General features: G+C 59.8%; 12 protein-coding genes. 1 reads left to right on the top strand and 11 read right to left on the bottom strand.

Annotation, left to right across the window (positions count from 1 at the left end; translation table 11 throughout):
• Window positions 1-839 precede the first annotated feature (839 nt).
• The 4 genes from CXR43_RS12935 to CXR43_RS12920 all read right to left on the bottom strand — a co-directional run bounded on the left by CXR43_RS12935 (window position 840) and on the right by CXR43_RS12920 (window position 5231).
• Window positions 840-1895, bottom strand: coding sequence for a tyrosine-type recombinase/integrase (locus CXR43_RS12935; protein ID WP_103334476.1), 1056 nt, complete (start codon window positions 1893-1895; stop codon window positions 840-842).
• Window positions 1892-3403: a YonV C-terminus-related protein gene (locus CXR43_RS12930; protein ID WP_103334475.1), complete on the bottom strand. Its 1512-nt coding sequence runs from the start codon at window positions 3401-3403 to the stop codon at window positions 1892-1894. The genes CXR43_RS12935 and CXR43_RS12930 overlap by 4 nt, the downstream gene beginning before the upstream one ends.
• Window positions 3404-4308: 905 nt before the next feature.
• A complete protein-coding gene (locus CXR43_RS18230; protein WP_103334474.1) occupies window positions 4309-4398 on the bottom strand; it encodes a helix-turn-helix domain-containing protein in 90 nt (29 codons plus the stop codon).
• 215 nt (window positions 4399-4613) lie between these two features.
• Window positions 4614-5231, bottom strand: a complete 618-nt coding sequence (locus tag CXR43_RS12920) for a recombinase family protein (RefSeq protein WP_103334473.1) — start codon at window positions 5229-5231, stop codon at window positions 4614-4616.
• Between the two features lie 905 nt (window positions 5232-6136).
• Here CXR43_RS12920 and CXR43_RS12915 point away from each other — a divergent pair.
• Window positions 6137-7039 carry a DNA-methyltransferase gene (locus tag CXR43_RS12915; RefSeq protein WP_210402093.1) on the top strand — a complete coding sequence of 301 codons (903 nt, stop codon included), beginning with the start codon at window positions 6137-6139 and terminating at the stop codon, window positions 7037-7039.
• Here the strand turns inward: CXR43_RS12915 and CXR43_RS12910 are convergent.
• From CXR43_RS12910 to CXR43_RS12880, 7 genes are all read right to left on the bottom strand, one after another.
• Entirely contained in the window at window positions 7028-7747 is a 720-nt protein-coding gene (locus CXR43_RS12910) for a BglII/BstYI family type II restriction endonuclease (RefSeq protein ID WP_103334471.1), read from the bottom strand. The genes CXR43_RS12915 and CXR43_RS12910 overlap by 12 nt on opposite strands.
• Complete coding sequence (locus tag CXR43_RS12905; protein WP_103334470.1) at window positions 7744-7977, bottom strand: helix-turn-helix domain-containing protein; 234 nt, start codon at window positions 7975-7977, stop codon at window positions 7744-7746. The genes CXR43_RS12910 and CXR43_RS12905 overlap by 4 nt, the downstream gene beginning before the upstream one ends.
• Window positions 7978-8343: 366 nt before the next feature.
• On the bottom strand, window positions 8344-10416 hold the full coding sequence (locus CXR43_RS12900) for a 3'-5' exonuclease (RefSeq protein ID WP_103334469.1): 2073 nt from the start codon (window positions 10414-10416) through the stop codon (window positions 8344-8346).
• Between the two features lies 1 nt (window position 10417).
• Window positions 10418-10807 carry a response regulator transcription factor gene (locus CXR43_RS12895; RefSeq protein ID WP_103334704.1) on the bottom strand — a complete coding sequence of 130 codons (390 nt, stop codon included), beginning with the start codon at window positions 10805-10807 and terminating at the stop codon, window positions 10418-10420.
• A gap of 18 nt (window positions 10808-10825) precedes the next feature.
• The gene (locus CXR43_RS12890) at window positions 10826-11347 is read right to left on the bottom strand and encodes a hypothetical protein (protein ID WP_103334468.1); all 522 of its coding nucleotides are present in this window, start codon (window positions 11345-11347) and stop codon (window positions 10826-10828) included.
• Between the two features lie 3 nt (window positions 11348-11350).
• Window positions 11351-13174, bottom strand: a complete 1824-nt coding sequence (locus tag CXR43_RS12885; protein WP_103334467.1) for a DUF294 nucleotidyltransferase-like domain-containing protein — start codon at window positions 13172-13174, stop codon at window positions 11351-11353.
• A 65-nt stretch (window positions 13175-13239) separates the two neighbouring features.
• Window positions 13240-15189 carry a sodium:solute symporter family protein gene (locus CXR43_RS12880; protein WP_103334466.1) on the bottom strand — a complete coding sequence of 650 codons (1950 nt, stop codon included), beginning with the start codon at window positions 15187-15189 and terminating at the stop codon, window positions 13240-13242.
• Window positions 15190-15194 lie beyond the last annotated feature (5 nt).

Here is a 15194-nt window from a genome sequence, read left to right as displayed (position 1 = left end):
GGTTTTACGAGCAACGGGCAGGCTCAAGGCTAGCGGCGCTGTACGGCCCGCGTTTCGCGCAACCAGCCGCAGAACCTGGAGCCGCCGGTTTTGCACAAGGGTGCTCGCCGTCGCTCTGCCGCAGATGAAGTCAATATGAATGGCGGTGAGTTCATCCAAGTGCAGCCACCCCTCCCTACTGCTGATGTCGTCTGCCAGCCGCCGGTCGGATGCTGACATAGCGACCTGCCTCCCGACCTGTTGCATAGCTACCTTCCATTGCAGCACGGCATGACTGAGTGTTCCGGGAGTGCGCTGCAAGATGCCCCGAACTTGGTGTTCAGTGACGCCAGACCGAAGCATAGCGGCTCGATACAAGCGAAAGAAGCCGGGCTGATGCTGATCAGATGCAAGGCGCACAGAATAGCCACTGCGTTGAAAGCAAAGATGCTTCACTCCGTCCCGTCCAGTGTGTTGCTTGACATAGGGAAGTCCAACGCCGCAGCATACAAATGCCGACATATTAACTCTGATCCTGTACATGATTGCACTATGCTGGCGCAGTCAACTAACAGCCCTAGTGGATTGATAGCTAACTGCGCCGCACAGTCAGTCGCCGTCCGGTGATAGTGTCAAGCCGCCATCCGGATGCAACCCTTTTGGCACACGGCTTATCAATGCGCAAGACAATTAATAGCACGGTCATCAAATAATTTCAAATCGTAGTTGATATACGTGCCCTGCGTGCATCCAAGATATAGCAAGTCTGATGCTAACTATGATGCCAACTCTTATACTAACTCTTATACTAACTCTTATACTAAGTACGTTGCTTGAGTTCACTACGAGTGCAATGCAAGTTAGACAGCAATACTTGAAATAGCCCTGTCTGCAAGTTCACTCCGCACGTCCATTCCTAAACGCATATGCGGGGAATTGGTATCAACAAAGCCCAATACTGCGGCAATTTCCTGCTCTTTCCTGCCCGCCTCGCCTAAGCGACGTTCAAAAGCCTTGCGCAGACCGTGGCTGCTGCACTCTGTCAACTCGGCTGCATCGCACCATTTCCGCATGTAGTTTCCAAGGGTGCCCGGAGTGGGTGCGGTCCCCTTGGCGGTTTGTAGGAAGAACTCGAACTCAGGCGGGAGACGTGCCAAACATGCGGCAAGGGCACTGTGGATCGGGATATTGACCTCAACCCCAGCGCGGGTCTTTGTAGCATTCTTGATGTAGCAGATGCGTCCGTCGCAAAGGTTCGCCCGCCCCATGCTGGCGGCATCCTTAAGCGCAGCCCCAGTGTAAAGCATGGTGGTCAAGCACGTATGCGCAACACTCCCCGGATGGTGAACGGCACAGAATGCGCTGATCTCCTGCTCCGTCCACGTGTGGAAGCCATCGTCGGGCGTGGCATACTTCTTTACGTCCCGTGCTACGTTATGCCCGATCAGCCCTGTCTCTATTGCCACATCCAAGACGAACCGAAGAATACGCAGGACATTGTTCGCGGCGTTCGGCATCCCTGCCTTTGCGGCCATCATGTCCTTGATGTGCTTATGCTGCATGGCTTGCACCATGTAATCCCCGTAGCTGCCCCTCAGTCTTTCAGCTTGGCATCGGTAGCCTTTTCGGGTGCCCTTGCCCAGTGCCTCGAAGTGCGCGGACCGATACCATGCGTCAATGAGCCGAGACAAAGTGCCCTGCTGGAAGTGCGACGGAACGCGGGCGGCAATGTCGCTTGGATGCAGAGGCGCGGAGTTCGTGGCTGCGGCGTACCTCTTGATGAACTCCGCGCTGCCATAATCCGTGCCAAGGCACGCCTGCCGCCCGTCCTTGCGATACCTCCAGCGCAGCTTCTTGTGCCGGTCGAGGAAGGATGACACGTTTGGGAACTGCTCAGGTTGGATAATACCGTTCATGCTGCAACCCTCTCCGACAACGAAGTCTTACGCGATGTTGGGAAAGCCTTGCGCTCCCTAGAGCACACCTCCCCTGTAGCAAGCCAATTGATCAGCAAGTTCCGCATGCGGGCCGAAGGGATATAGATCACTGCCTTCTGTCGCGGTCTGATGTTGTCCGGAATGGAGTTCATGCCCCCAGACCGAATGCACGACCGAAAAAGCCATTGCACGAGTTCAGACAAGGCGTAGGCATCCGAGAACTCACGCTCAGCAGTTGAGCCTTTGGGCATGCCTAGGAACAGGGTGACATTGGGATTAGGGTGTTGATCGTAAAGGTAGATTGCCGTGCCACAGTGAATGTAGTCGTTGACGCCTCTGGTGGTGTTGGCTACGAACTTCACGCCGGTTGTGCTCCAGCCGTCGGCAAAGCCTGCCTCATCGTATTCACGAACTGCGTTTCCGAAGAGCCGACTATCCTTTGCGAGTGGCCCGGCCATGGGCTGCTGCGTGTTTGAACTTCCGCACCACAGGTCTCGCGCACAGGTCAGCATCACCGTGCCCTTGTGGGTGACTGCGAGTTCCTTGCCAGACCAATGCTTGAGCGCCATGCCCACCCGGCGGGCTGCAACTTTTCCACCGGACTTGCTGAAAGTCGCCAACTGCTTGCTATACGACCAATGATAGCCTTCTAGTACCGGGATGCTCTCGATTGACAGTGCACGGCGCACGTCCTGTCGCCATGCTGCTTCGTCAACCGGAGCGAGCCGGTCAATTTCCAGCGTGAACTCGTCTGGCGTGCCTACTAGCTGTTGCTGTAGCCTTTGCATGAACCGCAGAAGGACAGTGCCGCCCGACAGATAGGTATAGATGGTAACAGACTTCGGCCTGAGCATGAGTTCCGTGGGTATGGTGAGCACAAATAGCTTGCCTTGGACCGTGTAGAGCGCACCGGATTTTGCTTGCTCGTACAGCGACCTGTCGAACGTCTGCCCACCATCCCGGTATCTGGTATCCCAGAGACCTGTAGGTGAAATCTTCCCATCCGGGCAAACCTCCACCAACCCGAGTTCGACGTAATCCTTTTGGAAGTCGTTCGGTGTCACAGTGTTGACGGTATTGAAGGGGTCGATGGCCTCATCAATGATGACGTGGAAGTCATCCAGCAGGAAGTGCTCGGCGTGCGATACCCTTACATTTTGAGGGTCACTCAAGGAACCTACAATATCCAGCGTTTCGCCGGTCTTGGTGGTGGCAAGTGTGCCTAGGCGAAAGAAAAGTTCATGGGTGCACGCCACTGACTTCCCGGCTTTAATCAGGGCGGTTACATGGTCTGTCTTTGAGCCGTGGGTGTCCACCGGAGCATACATGATGTGCTTGCTTTCCGAGGCAGCGCGTTTCACCGCCCGGTCCACTTCCGACAGGAGCGGCAGGACCGTGATGTACTTTTCACCTGCCTTGTAGCTGGAGAATATTTCTGTGCTCTTGCCCCAGCCGCATGGCCGGTCCTTGATGGTGATATGTGTCATGGGTGATGTTCCTAAGATACGTGATCGACGTGATGATGTGCTGATGTGCACTGTTCGCATGAGTGGATAACCGGGATATTTTGGCTGCCGCGCATGCCGGGATAATGGCTTGGAGCGCCACCGGGAAAACCAGCCTACGGCCCGAGGTAAAAACATATGAACCTCTTACGGCGGAGGCCATTTTTACCATTTAAAAACAATACCTTGCGACCCCCCGTGGACACCGCACCTGTCCAAGGGTCTCATTGGCAAGGTTTTGACGGCTGCCAGAAGGAGGCCGATGAGGGCATTTTCCCATAGCCGCCAGAGGTGTCAGTTAGACAATATGGCAGTCCAACTGCGGACAAATCCAACAGCACATGAATGTGTGTTGGCGGGGGTACTGCAAGTTTTGTGGACAAGGAGCGGGGCGACCACCCTGAGGGCAAGTGTATGCATTTCCTCTAGGGACGCGGGGATAAGCACAAAGGGAGTTGTAGCCTGCTATGCCGTTCGTCCAGATGCCCACCCCCCCGCGATATGCCGGGTTAGCTGTCTTAGGACGCAGGATCGGGCTTGGCTGATGCCAGGTATCTGATCCAGTGCTCTGTCTTAGGACGCGGCGTTAGGCTCGGCGATGCCGGGTTGATCTATGGTAAGGCCGGATTACCCGTGGCGGGATGCCGGTGGAAAGGGCTGTGGAAAGGCAGATGATGCCATGGCGAAAGGCCGGTTGAAAAGGAATAGATATGCCCATAAGCCCACGCAGGTTGCGCCGTGGCCTAGAGCACCGGATAACCCCGGATTTAAGCCCGCCAGACACCCGCTGGCACGATCTGGCTACCGATGCCGCATCTCTTGCCGGAGCCGCTGTGAGGGTCGCTCCGCTGGCGCTGTGGCAAATGCGCCCGAATTAGCCGTCCGCGTCACCCGGCAGGCAAAACCCGATAAACCGATGCACGACCTATGCCGAGTTGACGGGCGAACTCAGTTGACCCTACGCCTGCCTTGTGCAACTCCGCGACCTCTGCTTAGCATGTTGAGCATGTTGAGCATGTTGAGCATGTTGAGCAAAAGCCTGCCTGTCGGCGTGCCTGTGTCGATGCCTAGCCCGCAGCGTTGCGCCTTTGCTGTGATGCCTTCCAGCACGTCCAGCAATTATGCCCTCAAATGCCCCCCTGCCGTTACACCGATAGCAAGCGGAGGCCCAACCAACGAAGGGGTTCGGTCATCATGTCACCGCCCCGCGCTTCGCCAGCCTCGCCAGCGTAGATCGGGAACAGCCTGTCGCGGCGATGATGCTGCTCCAGCTTTGTCCGCCCCGTAGCATCCCGACAATTGCGGAGTTCCGCTTCACATCTTCGGGCCGTCCGCGATAGACGCCCTCGGCCTTGGCCTTCACGATGCCCTGCGCCTGTCGCCTGCGCCTATCCACGTAGTCCTTGCGGGCAATCGCAGCCAGCATGTCCAGCATCATGCCGTTAATCGCGTCCAGCATCCGGGCCGTGAACTCATCGGCCTCCGGCTGCATCAACTGGTGCGAGGTCGGCAAGTCAAGCGCGACAACACGGACCCGCTTTGCTGCGATCTGCGCCTTGAGGCGTTCCCAATCGGCCCCGTTGAGGCGGCTCAGGCGGTCAACCTGTTCCACTAGCAGCACGTCACCGGGCAGGCAGTCAGCGAGAAGGCGGAACAGTTCGGGCCGTTCCAGCTTGGCCCCACTCTCGTTCTCTGTGTATCGGGCTGCTATCGTCAGCCCCCGGTCGGAGGCAAAGTCGTCAAGATCAACAGCGGCGCGGCTGGCATCCTGATCAGAGGTTGAGGCGCGAAGGTAGGCACGGATGAACATGGCGGAAACCCATCGGTTCGTTTTGGATGGTTCGCTGATGATCGGTTCGGTATGGGTTGTCAATAGGCACTTATCAGACCGGCCTGTAGCTGGTCCTATTGAGGCATACTCAAATGGCACCGCACCAATCCTGCCCATGGCGCTGGTGCTTGGCTGATGGTTCGCATGCCCGCGCTGCGCCATGTCCGCCCCTTGCAGATGCTACTGCACCTCAAGGCTTGATGCCCTTGCTCCTGCTAGCGGCTATCGTCACGCATGCTTTAGCCGTAGCTATAGGCACGCTCGGCCAACGCTACAGAGACGACCCGGCACGGGGGCATTGACGCACGGGAGTACTGTATATCCCCCCACACAAAAATGTGTCGGAAATTCCTGCCATTCGTGCCGCACACCGAGAACGCACTTGTCCTGCTGATCCAATGACATTTGCTTCAATGAGGCAACAGCAAGACCAGGGGTGATGTTGTCGGCCATGGTTGAGACAACCCGCTAAGGCAAGGTCTAGTGGGGAAAACCCTGATCGCACTGCCGCCTAGAACAAAGCTGCCAAGGTTCATCCGCCATGTTGGCATGCCTCGGCCCCGCCGAGATGCGGGCAAGGCCACTCAAGCGTCAATTCAGGGGGGTATGGGACAAATGGAAAGTTTGAGGTGAGTAGATAGGGGCACACAAAAATGTGTCAGTTTTCCTTAGAGAGCGCACTACTGCGCTATCCTTGACGACGGGGCCTTCCAAGGCTAGCAGCCTAAGCGGGGATGGATACCACAAATAGTCGAATTATGGTAGCAGACCTTTGCACGAATTCGGACACTTTCGCCTTGCAGTCAGGCCAGCGACAAGCAATATTGGTGACTATGATACCCAAAATGGAAACGCCTCTTGGCTCACTGTACGAAGGCGACTGCATGTCGATGCTGTCGGATGTTGCGTCTGAAACTGTAGATCTTGCATTTGCAGATCCCCCCTTCAACCTCGGCAAGGCCTATAGCTCCAAGATCAACGACGCGCTCCATGAAGAGGACTACCTTGCTTGGTGCCGCCAGTGGTTGGATGAGATTATTCGCACCGTGAAGCCGGGTGGGTCTGTCTTCTTGTACAACCTGCCGAAGTGGAACCTGCAGCTTGGTGCATATGCCTCAAGGAGCCTAACCTTCCGCCATTGGATCACGGTGGACATGAAGTACAGCTTACCCATACAGAACCGGCTGTATCCGGCCCACTACTCTCTGCTTTACCTCGTCAAGGGAGATAGGCCTTCGATCTTCCATCCGGACAGACTTCCAGTGCCCTCCTGTCGCCATTGTGGTGGGGAGCAGCGCGACTACGGCGGCTACAAGGACAAGATGAACCCAAAAGGGGTAAGCCTGACTGATGTCTGGACCGATATACCCCCCGTTCGCCATGCTAAGTACAAGAAGAGGGCCGCGAACGCACTGCCTCTGAAACTGATGGACCGCATTGTTAGCATGGCGAGTGACCCAGGCTCACTCGTGCTTGACCCGTTCGGGGGTTCCGGCACAACCTTTGTTGCGGCTGAGCTTAACGGTAGACGCTGGGTCGGATCTGAATTGGACTGCGCTGACGCAATTTCTCGCTTCGAGGATCTAGAACCTGACAAAGCCCACCTCAGTGAAATCCATGCCAACAAGAATGTGCTGTTTACCGAAGCTAGCCTAAAAGCGAGGAAGAAGAACGGGAAGCCTCTATCGGACAAGTACCGTGTCCAAGTCCCTACTAGCGCAGCCGATAACCCGGAGTGTACGTGCACAAGCTGTTCTTCGGGCGTACAGGGTCAGCTATTCAGCTAGCCGACCCTTCTTCCTTCCCTGTTCCGCTCTGCCGTCCATGCCAACTGTTAGGTACGGAAAGGCTTCATCTACGGTCAGATCATCATGCTCAACAACTGTCACAGCCAGCAAACCGCGCTCTATCCCAGTGGCCATGCCCGCCCACATGTTAAGATAGCCTGACAACTCGCTGATGTTGCCGACCCTATCCGTCAAATGTTGATAGAGGGACCGACTTGGCACAATCAGAACACCAACCTGGATGATCCCCAACTGGAGCGCAATCGCTAGCTTGTTCATGCTTCGATGTGATGACGAGATATTGCCAGTCTCCCATTCGATTGCAACTTTAGCCCCTTGTGTGCCACTCGTTACAAAGTCGAAGCCACCGAAGGTCGAAGTCACTGGCTCCCTGTGGGGCATCATAGAAGGGTAGAGGCGCAGCTCTGGTGAAATAGCTTCACTCTTGAGTTGCACTAGGCCTTCGGGCAACCACCCTTCATCACCCTTCATGTGTTCAAGAAAGCGCGCCTTGAGGTAATTGACGCCATTACGGCTCCACTGGCCATTCGGCTGCCTTACTTTCTCCCTTAACTTAAGCCTTCCACTGCCCCTCGGATTATCTATTTTCGCAATGGCCCGAAGATAGCTCTGGTGCAGGTCTCCCCAGTCAGGGCTTTCCAAAACCCCGCCGCGCTCGAACAGTATCAATGTCCTTAGCCACTTCATGCGTGCGGCCCAGGCAAGCCGATAGTGAGCGTCGCAACATCAGCAGCTAGTGCGCGAGCAACCTGACAAAGGACGGTAAAGGAGATATTGCGCTCACCTCTTTCGATACCACCAACATAAGACCGGTCCAGCTCAGCATGGTGTGCAAGCTGTTCCTGCGTCATTCCGAGTTGCTTGCGCTTATCTCGGATGCGGCTGCCCAGCTCCTTAAGGCTCTCTTCATTTGTCATGGCGACCAAGAAGCTAGATGTGGACGATTAGTCCACGGACGATAGTACCCATTATGGAGAATGCAGTGCCTCGGACCACTCAGTGCACAATGCTGGCAGCACTCCTTCCTGTTACTAGAAAGACAGGAAACGAGAAGCCGCTGTGCCATTCCCTACTCGAAACCCGCGTCAGCAATTCCAGTGAGCTAAGGACTTGAGCCTTGCAAATCCCTCTATGCTGTCGCTAAGTGTGACACAAGAGGGCGACACAGGACTTAACCCCGCACTTGATTATCTTTGCGTATCAATGGCTTGAAAATGTGGTGGAGTGCCCGCGTGGCTCCACCACTTTAACAAAGCCGCCTTCGGGCGGCTTTTTGTTTGCGCTCAGTTCAGATCCCTGAGCAAGCGCCCATGGCGGCGCACTTCCGACAGGACCGCGCCGAAGGTTGCAAAGCCCCGGCCTTGCACCATCGGCAGCAATTTCAGGAAGGCCTCAGCCGTGGCGATGGTGTCGCCGATGGCCGTGTGCCGCGCCTCTTCGGGAATGGTGATGCCAAGCCGGTGCGACAGCGCATCAAGGCTGTGCACCTCATGCTGGCCATAAACCACCGCTGACAACAGGACCGTGTCAAACACCGGATTGTCGAACTTCAGGCCGATCACCGGCTCCAGCCGGCGCAGGAAGGCCATGTCGAACGGCGCGTTATGTGCCACCAGCACGGCACCTTCGGCAAATTTGTGGAACCGGATGGCAATCTCTTCAACATAGGGCGCATCCTGCACCATGGCGTCGGTGATGCCATGCACCTCGGTCGAACTGGGCGGGATCGGGCGGCGCGGATTGACCAGCGTGTTGAACACCTCGCCCTCCACCCGGCGACCATTGACGATCCGCACGGCGGCGATCTGTACGATCTCGTCGCCCTGCCCCGGCAACAGCCCGGTGGTCTCGGTGTCAAACACCACATAGGTCAGGTCCAGCAGCCGCGCATCCTGAACCGCGGCACCGCGCGCCTTGGACAAAAGGTCGAAATCATAGACCACGGGCCGCGCGATCGGGGCCGGGCGGCGCACCACACGGCGGGCCTGCGGAATCGGCATGCACAGGCTGTGCGCCCCCCGCCCCACCGCTTCGGGCCAGATATCGGTGCCATGCGTCGCCAGCACCGACCGGCGCGGGGCCGCCGTGATTCCTGGCTCCAGCGGCGCATCCAGCCAACGCTCCAGCTGCGCCACAGGCAGGGCCGCACCTTGCCAACCCAGCCGGATCAGCGCGCCGCTGCCCTCCTCCTCGATCTGCAGCCGGAAGCTGCAGGCCACACCGTCCCGCGCCATGGCCTCGGTCAGGCCCGCCAGCAGTGCAATCACCTCAAACCCGTTGCAGCGCAGCAGCAGGGCGTCGGCCTGTGTCTCGGCGGCAAGTCCCTCACTCTCCATCCGCGCGCGCAGGCCATCCAGCAGGTCAGAGGCGCGGGTCATGTTCAGCGACCAGCCCTCCCGTCCCGCGTCATGCCGCTGGCTCAGGTCGGTGACGGCGGCGGCAAGGGCCGCCACTTCTTCGCGCAGCGCGCTGTCCAGCTTGCCGGGGGCCGACGCCCCGTCGGGGATGGCCGCCATCAGCGTGGTGAGGTTGGCCGCCGGGCGGCGCACACGGTCAAACACCTCGGCCAACAACGCCTCGCGCCGGGCATGGGTGGCCTGGTCGGCGGTCACATCGCGCAGGGTCAGCACATAGCCGGGCACCGTGCCATCCTGCGCCGCCATCAGGCGCATCCGGGCCGACAGCACCCGACTGCCGGTCAGAGTGGCACACAGCAGGTCAGAGGCGGCATCCTTGTCCCCCGTGGCGATCAACCGCTCATGCGCCAGCAGGATCGGGCCTTCGCGCAGATAGTCAAACAACCGGCGGTCCAACCCCGGCGCGGCCATTCCGGCCCCGATCAGATCCACTGCCTGCCCGTTGTAGAAGGCAAGCGTATGATCCCCCGAACACAGGATGACCCCGGCATCGACATCCGACAACAGCGCCTCCAGCCGCGATTTTTCAACCGTCAGCCGGGTGGTTTCGCGCGCCACCGCTTCGGCCAGGGCATTGCGGGTTTCCGCCAAAGACGCCGCGGCCGCGGTCGCGGCGGGGGCAAGATCCCCCAGATAGGCGGCGATGGTGCCATCCATGCCGCCGGTCACATCAGCATGCGCCCGCGCCCGCAACGCCCCCGCCAAAGAGTCGATGGGCCGCGCCACATTCACATCAAACAGATACCAGACCCAGGCCACCACGCCCAGACAGGCAAAGCCAGCCAGCACAGCGGCCTGCACAAAGGCGTTCAGCGTGTCCGCATCCCCAAGACGGCGGTAGCCCAGCCAGAGCCCGGACGCCACCGCCACAAGACACGCGGCCGCCAGCCCGGCAAACAGCAAAAAGATCCGCAGCCGCAGGGACAGGCGCATCAGCATTCTAGCCCTCCGCAGTCAGAAGACGGCGCACCTCTTCACGCAACTCCTTGAGCTCGAAGGGTTTCGAGATAAACCCATCCGCCCCCAAGGCCAGCCCCTTGCGCCGTTCGATCGCCGATCCGCGCGCGGTCATCATCAGGATCTTCACATCGGCAAGCGCCGGGTCCTGCCGCACAGTCTGGCAGATCTCATAGCCCGATACCTCTGGCAGCATCACATCCAGCAACACCAGATCAGGATGCGTCTCGCGGATACGGGTCAGCGCATCGGCCCCGTTGGCGATGCGGTCATGGTCATAACCTTCGCGTGTCATCAGGTAATCCAGCGCGATGGCAATATTGTCCTCATCCTCGACCACGAGGATGCGGTGCCGTCTTTGCCCTTCCGCCATCATCCCCTCCCTTGTCAGTCAGGCAGACAGGCAGGCGGCAGCCTGAAACCCATCGCCTTCAGCCGCAGTGACCCAGTCAGCGCCTTGCAGAACACCTTCGTCAGACACTTCCACACCCTCTCTCAGCAGCACATGACGGGTCTGAGCGCAGTCGATCAGCATCAGCCCGTCCGTCACCGGCTGCCAGCGTCCGAAGTTGAAGATCTTGGCCATGCGCAGCGCATCGTTGTTCGGGTGCTGGGCCATGGACCGGGTGTCCATCGCGACAAAGCGGGTGGTGATCGGGGCAATCATCGTCCAGGGGCGCAGCGCCATCACCTCTTCGGCCTGCCAGACCACTTCGACACCTTCGGGAAGTTCCGCGCTGACGCGGTTGAACCAGTCATATTCCAGCCAGATCGTCGTTCCGATCAATCCCACAGCCCCCGCCGCCGGCACCGTCCAGCGCGGCAGGCCAAGCACGGTCACCCGGCGCAACAGATGCACGATGGCACCAAAGGCAACAGCCGCAATCAGGGCGGCAAGAAGTTCAAAAGTCATTCGTCAACTCCGGGCACCGCGGGATTGTCCCACGGCTGATTGCATGGTGCGCACCACGACGAAAGCATCGCGCAGGTGGCTTCGTTCGAAATCGGACATGTCGGACGGGGCGAGGAAATTGTCGGGCTTGCGCCCCGACCGCACCAGCCGGGCCTGATTTTCCAGCCGGGTCTGCGCGATCAGATCATAGGCCTCGATCAGGTCGCGCGCGCCAGACAGGCTGATCACGCCCGCGCCCTCTGCCGCCTCCAGCCGGGCCCGGGTGTTCACCGGCTCCAGCTGCCCGATCAGCGCATAGATGCGGCCAAGGTCCACCACCGGCACCACCCCGTTCAGCTTCATGTCGATATGGTTCTTGTGCTCACCCGACCGCACGGTGGCAAAGCCGCGCAACAGGCCAAGGGGGGGCGTGTGCTTCAGGCTGTTGCTGATCATATGGGCGACAAAGATGGAATTGCGCGACGCCAACTCCAGCGTCTCATGCTGCAAGTCCTTGAACAGGCTGGCCTGCCCGCCAATCGGGCGCAGGTCGAACATCACGGATGACAGCATCTGCGCCATCGGGTCCGGGGTCTGCACCCATCTGCGGAAATAGCTGCGCCAGACCCCCACCCTTTGGCACCATTGCGGGTTGGTCGCCATCATGTCACCGGGGCAATAGACATAGCCGCAGGCATCCAGCCCGTCCGACACGATCCGCGCCAGAGCCTGGAAATAGGCCATGTCGGCATCTGTCGCGGAATCGTCGATCATCAGGCAATTGTCCTGATCCGACACCCCGGTCTGTTCCTGCCGCCCCTGGCTTCCGCAGGCCAGCCAGAGATAGGGCACCGGCGCGGGGCCAAGCTGGGCCTCGGCCATCGCCAACAGGCGGCGGGTGACGGTATCGGCGATGTCGGTGATCAGCCGGGTCACCACCTCATGCGCATTGTGGCCGCCCATCAGCTGCAGCAAAAGCCGCGGGATGCGGGCGGTGACCGCCGCCATCTCGGCCACAGAATCGGCGGTGGCGGCATCGCGCACCAGCTGCGCCGAACTGACGGCCTGAAACCGGGTCAGATCGGTCTGGGTGATCATGCCCACCAATGCGGTCCCCTCGACCACGGGCAAATGCCCGATGCGGTGTTCCAGCATGATATGCAGGATATCCGATCCCAGCGACTCGGGCCGCAGGCTGATCGGGTCGGGAGTCATGACCTCGGCCACCCGGGTTGACGGGTCCAGCCCATCGGCCAGCACCCTGTGGGTCATGTCGCGGGTGGTGACGATGCCCAGAAACTGCCCGTCCTCCACCACCCCCAGCGAAGACACCCTGGCATCGCGCATCTTTTGCGCCGCCAGCCGGACGCTGTCCTGCGGCCCGATGATCACCGGCTTTCGCGCCATCAGGTCGCCCACCTTCTGGGTGGTCAGATCGCCACCACGCGTGTCATGCCCGCGCCCGCGGCTGAAAAAGCGTTCAAAGGCGGGATAGGTTGCGATCAGCCAGCGGAACTCCGGCACCGGCAGCAACAGCAGCACCGAGTCCTCGGTCACCCGCGCGGTCGTCACCGCCAGACCGTCGCGGGCCAGCCCCCGTTCGCCAAAGCTGTTGCGCGGCCCCAGCAGCGAAATCACCTGCCCCGACGGCTCCTGCACCTCGACCGAGCCGCGCTTGATCAGGTAAAGACCGCGAAGCGGTTCGCCGGCGTGATACACCTCTTCGCCGGCCCCATAGTCCCTGCGGCTGAAGGAAGTGGCGACTCGCGCCAATTCGTCCCGCGGCAGGGTATCGTAAGGATGGACCGTTTCCAGAAAGCCGATGATCGTCGCAACGGGATGATCCATCACATGCGCCCCTTGGTCCTTGGGAAGGCACGCGCCCCCGGATGATCCGGGGGCGCGTGTTTGACTCAGTGGCTCTGTGCCGCGCCTGCACCCTTGGGCACGCGGATCGACTGGATCAGATCCTGCACGTCCTGCGGCGGTGCTTTGGTCATCATCGAGACCAGATAGGCCGCCCCGAAGTTCAGCAGCGCACCGATCGGACCGAAGGCCGCCGGAGAGATGCCCAGGAAGTGGGCCGCCGGCGTGTTTGGCAACCAGTTGGTGCCGGGCACAAAGAACCAACCCAGGTAGATGAAGATATAGACGGCGGTCGAAACCAGACCGACCAGCATCCCCACAATCGCGCCTTCCTTGGTCACGAAGGTCGAGAAGATCCCCATCATCAGCACCGGGAAGATCGTCGCAGCCGCCAGACCGAAGGCCAGAGCCACCACTTGTGCCGCAAAGCCGGGTGGGTCAAGACCAAGCCAGGTCGCCAGCACGATGGCAAAGCCCATCGAGACGCGGGCAGCCAGCAACTCGCCTTTTTCGCTGATGTCCGGACGCAGGGCGCCCTTGATCAGGTCATGGCTGATGGCGGAAGAAATCGCCAGCAGCAGGCCCGCAGCGGTGGACAGCGCGGCCGCAAGACCACCTGCCGCCACAAGGGCAATCACCCAACCCGGCAAAGCCGCGATTTCAGGGTTCGCAAGAACCGTCATATCGGGGTTCATCGTGGTCAGTTCGTTGCCGACAAGGCCCTGTTCGGCCAAAGTGCGGCCCCCCAGCGTGGCTTCGGCCAGAACCGCGTCGCGTGCGGTGATGGCTGTGGCAACGGCGGCTTCCAGATCCGCCCGGTTGGCAGCATCGGTGGCAGCGGCAGCAAGAGCAGCCTCTGCGTCGGTAACAGCCTTGTTGGCGGCAACCAGCGCTGCGGGTTCGTTGAAGTACTGGATCAGGCCATCGCCGTTCCGGTCCGAAAACGCCAGCAGGCCGGTCTTTTCCCAGTTCCGGATCCAGACCAGATCAGGATTGCTGTCGATCTCGGCAATCGACAAGGCAGGCGCGCTGAAGGTCTCGCCCTGAATGGCGCCCGGCCAGAACGTGGTCGTGATGTTCAGACGCGCCATCGACCCGACTGCCGGAGCAACCGTGTAGAGAAGCGCGATGAACACCAGCGCCCAGCCAGCGGAAATGCGGGCATCGGACACTTTGGCCACGGTAAAGAAGCGGATGATCACATGCGGCAGACCCGCGGTGCCGATCATCAGCGACATGGTCACAAGGAACATGTTCAGCATATTGGTGGTATCAGCCGTATAGGCGGCAAACCCAAGATCCGTCACCACCTGGTCAAGCTTGTCCAGGAAGTAGACATCGCCACCGCTGGGCGCATAGCCACCGATCAGGCCAAGCTGCGGCACGAAGTTGCCCGTCACGGCCAGCGAGATGAACAGCGCCGGCACCGTATAGGCCGAAATCAGCACCACATATTGCGCCACCTGCGTATAGGTGATGCCCTTCATGCCGCCGAACACCGCATAGACGAACACCACAGCCGAGCCGATCAACAGGCCGGTCGTGGTCGACACTTCCAGAAAGCGCGCAAAGGTCACGCCCACGCCGACCATCTGGCCGATAACGTAAGTGATCGAGATCACCAGAAGGCAGACCACAGCCACCATGCGGGCCGATGTGGAATAGAACCGGTCACCCACGAATTCCGGCACGGTGAACTTGCCGAACTTGCGCAGATAAGGGGCCAGCAACAGCGCCAGCAGCACGTAGCCGCCGGTCCAGCCCATCAGGAAGACCGAGTTGTTGTAGCCGCCAAAGGCGATCAGACCGGCCATCGAGATGAACGACGCCGCCGACATCCAGTCAGCCGCAGTTGCCATGCCGTTGACCACCGGGCCAACGCCCTGACCAGCGGCATAGAATTCCGCCGTCGATCCGGCGCGCGCCCAGAACGCAATCCCGAAGTACAGCGCGAAGGACAGGCCGATGACGATAAGGTTGAGTGTAAACTGATCCATTTGCC

It is taken from the genome of Pseudotabrizicola formosa, assembly GCF_002900965.1.
Taxonomy (GTDB): Bacteria; Pseudomonadota; Alphaproteobacteria; order Rhodobacterales; family Rhodobacteraceae; genus Pseudotabrizicola; species Pseudotabrizicola formosa.
Note: the sequence above shows the minus strand (reverse complement) of the source record. Positions and strands in the feature narration are given on the sequence as shown.

What these genes read in the sequence shown, in the direction of transcription:
- CXR43_RS12915 (WP_210402093.1), top strand. Translation starts at nt 6,137, where the DNA reads ATGTCGATGCTGTCGGATGTTGCGTCTGAAACTGTAGATCTTGCATTT.
- CXR43_RS12905 (WP_103334470.1), bottom strand. Translation starts at nt 7,977, where the DNA reads ATGACAAATGAAGAGAGCCTTAAGGAGCTGGGCAGCCGCATCCGAGAT.
- CXR43_RS12930 (WP_103334475.1), bottom strand. Translation starts at nt 3,403, where the DNA reads ATGACACATATCACCATCAAGGACCGGCCATGCGGCTGGGGCAAGAGC.
- CXR43_RS12935 (WP_103334476.1), bottom strand. Translation starts at nt 1,895, where the DNA reads ATGAACGGTATTATCCAACCTGAGCAGTTCCCAAACGTGTCATCCTTC.
- CXR43_RS12885 (WP_103334467.1), bottom strand. Translation starts at nt 13,174, where the DNA reads ATGGATCATCCCGTTGCGACGATCATCGGCTTTCTGGAAACGGTCCAT.
- CXR43_RS12920 (WP_103334473.1), bottom strand. Translation starts at nt 5,231, where the DNA reads ATGTTCATCCGTGCCTACCTTCGCGCCTCAACCTCTGATCAGGATGCC.
- CXR43_RS12890 (WP_103334468.1), bottom strand. Translation starts at nt 11,347, where the DNA reads ATGACTTTTGAACTTCTTGCCGCCCTGATTGCGGCTGTTGCCTTTGGT.
- CXR43_RS12880 (WP_103334466.1), bottom strand. Translation starts at nt 15,189, where the DNA reads ATGGATCAGTTTACACTCAACCTTATCGTCATCGGCCTGTCCTTCGCG.
- CXR43_RS12900 (WP_103334469.1), bottom strand. Translation starts at nt 10,416, where the DNA reads ATGCTGATGCGCCTGTCCCTGCGGCTGCGGATCTTTTTGCTGTTTGCC.
- CXR43_RS12910 (WP_103334471.1), bottom strand. Translation starts at nt 7,747, where the DNA reads ATGAAGTGGCTAAGGACATTGATACTGTTCGAGCGCGGCGGGGTTTTG.
- CXR43_RS12895 (WP_103334704.1), bottom strand. Translation starts at nt 10,807, where the DNA reads ATGGCGGAAGGGCAAAGACGGCACCGCATCCTCGTGGTCGAGGATGAG.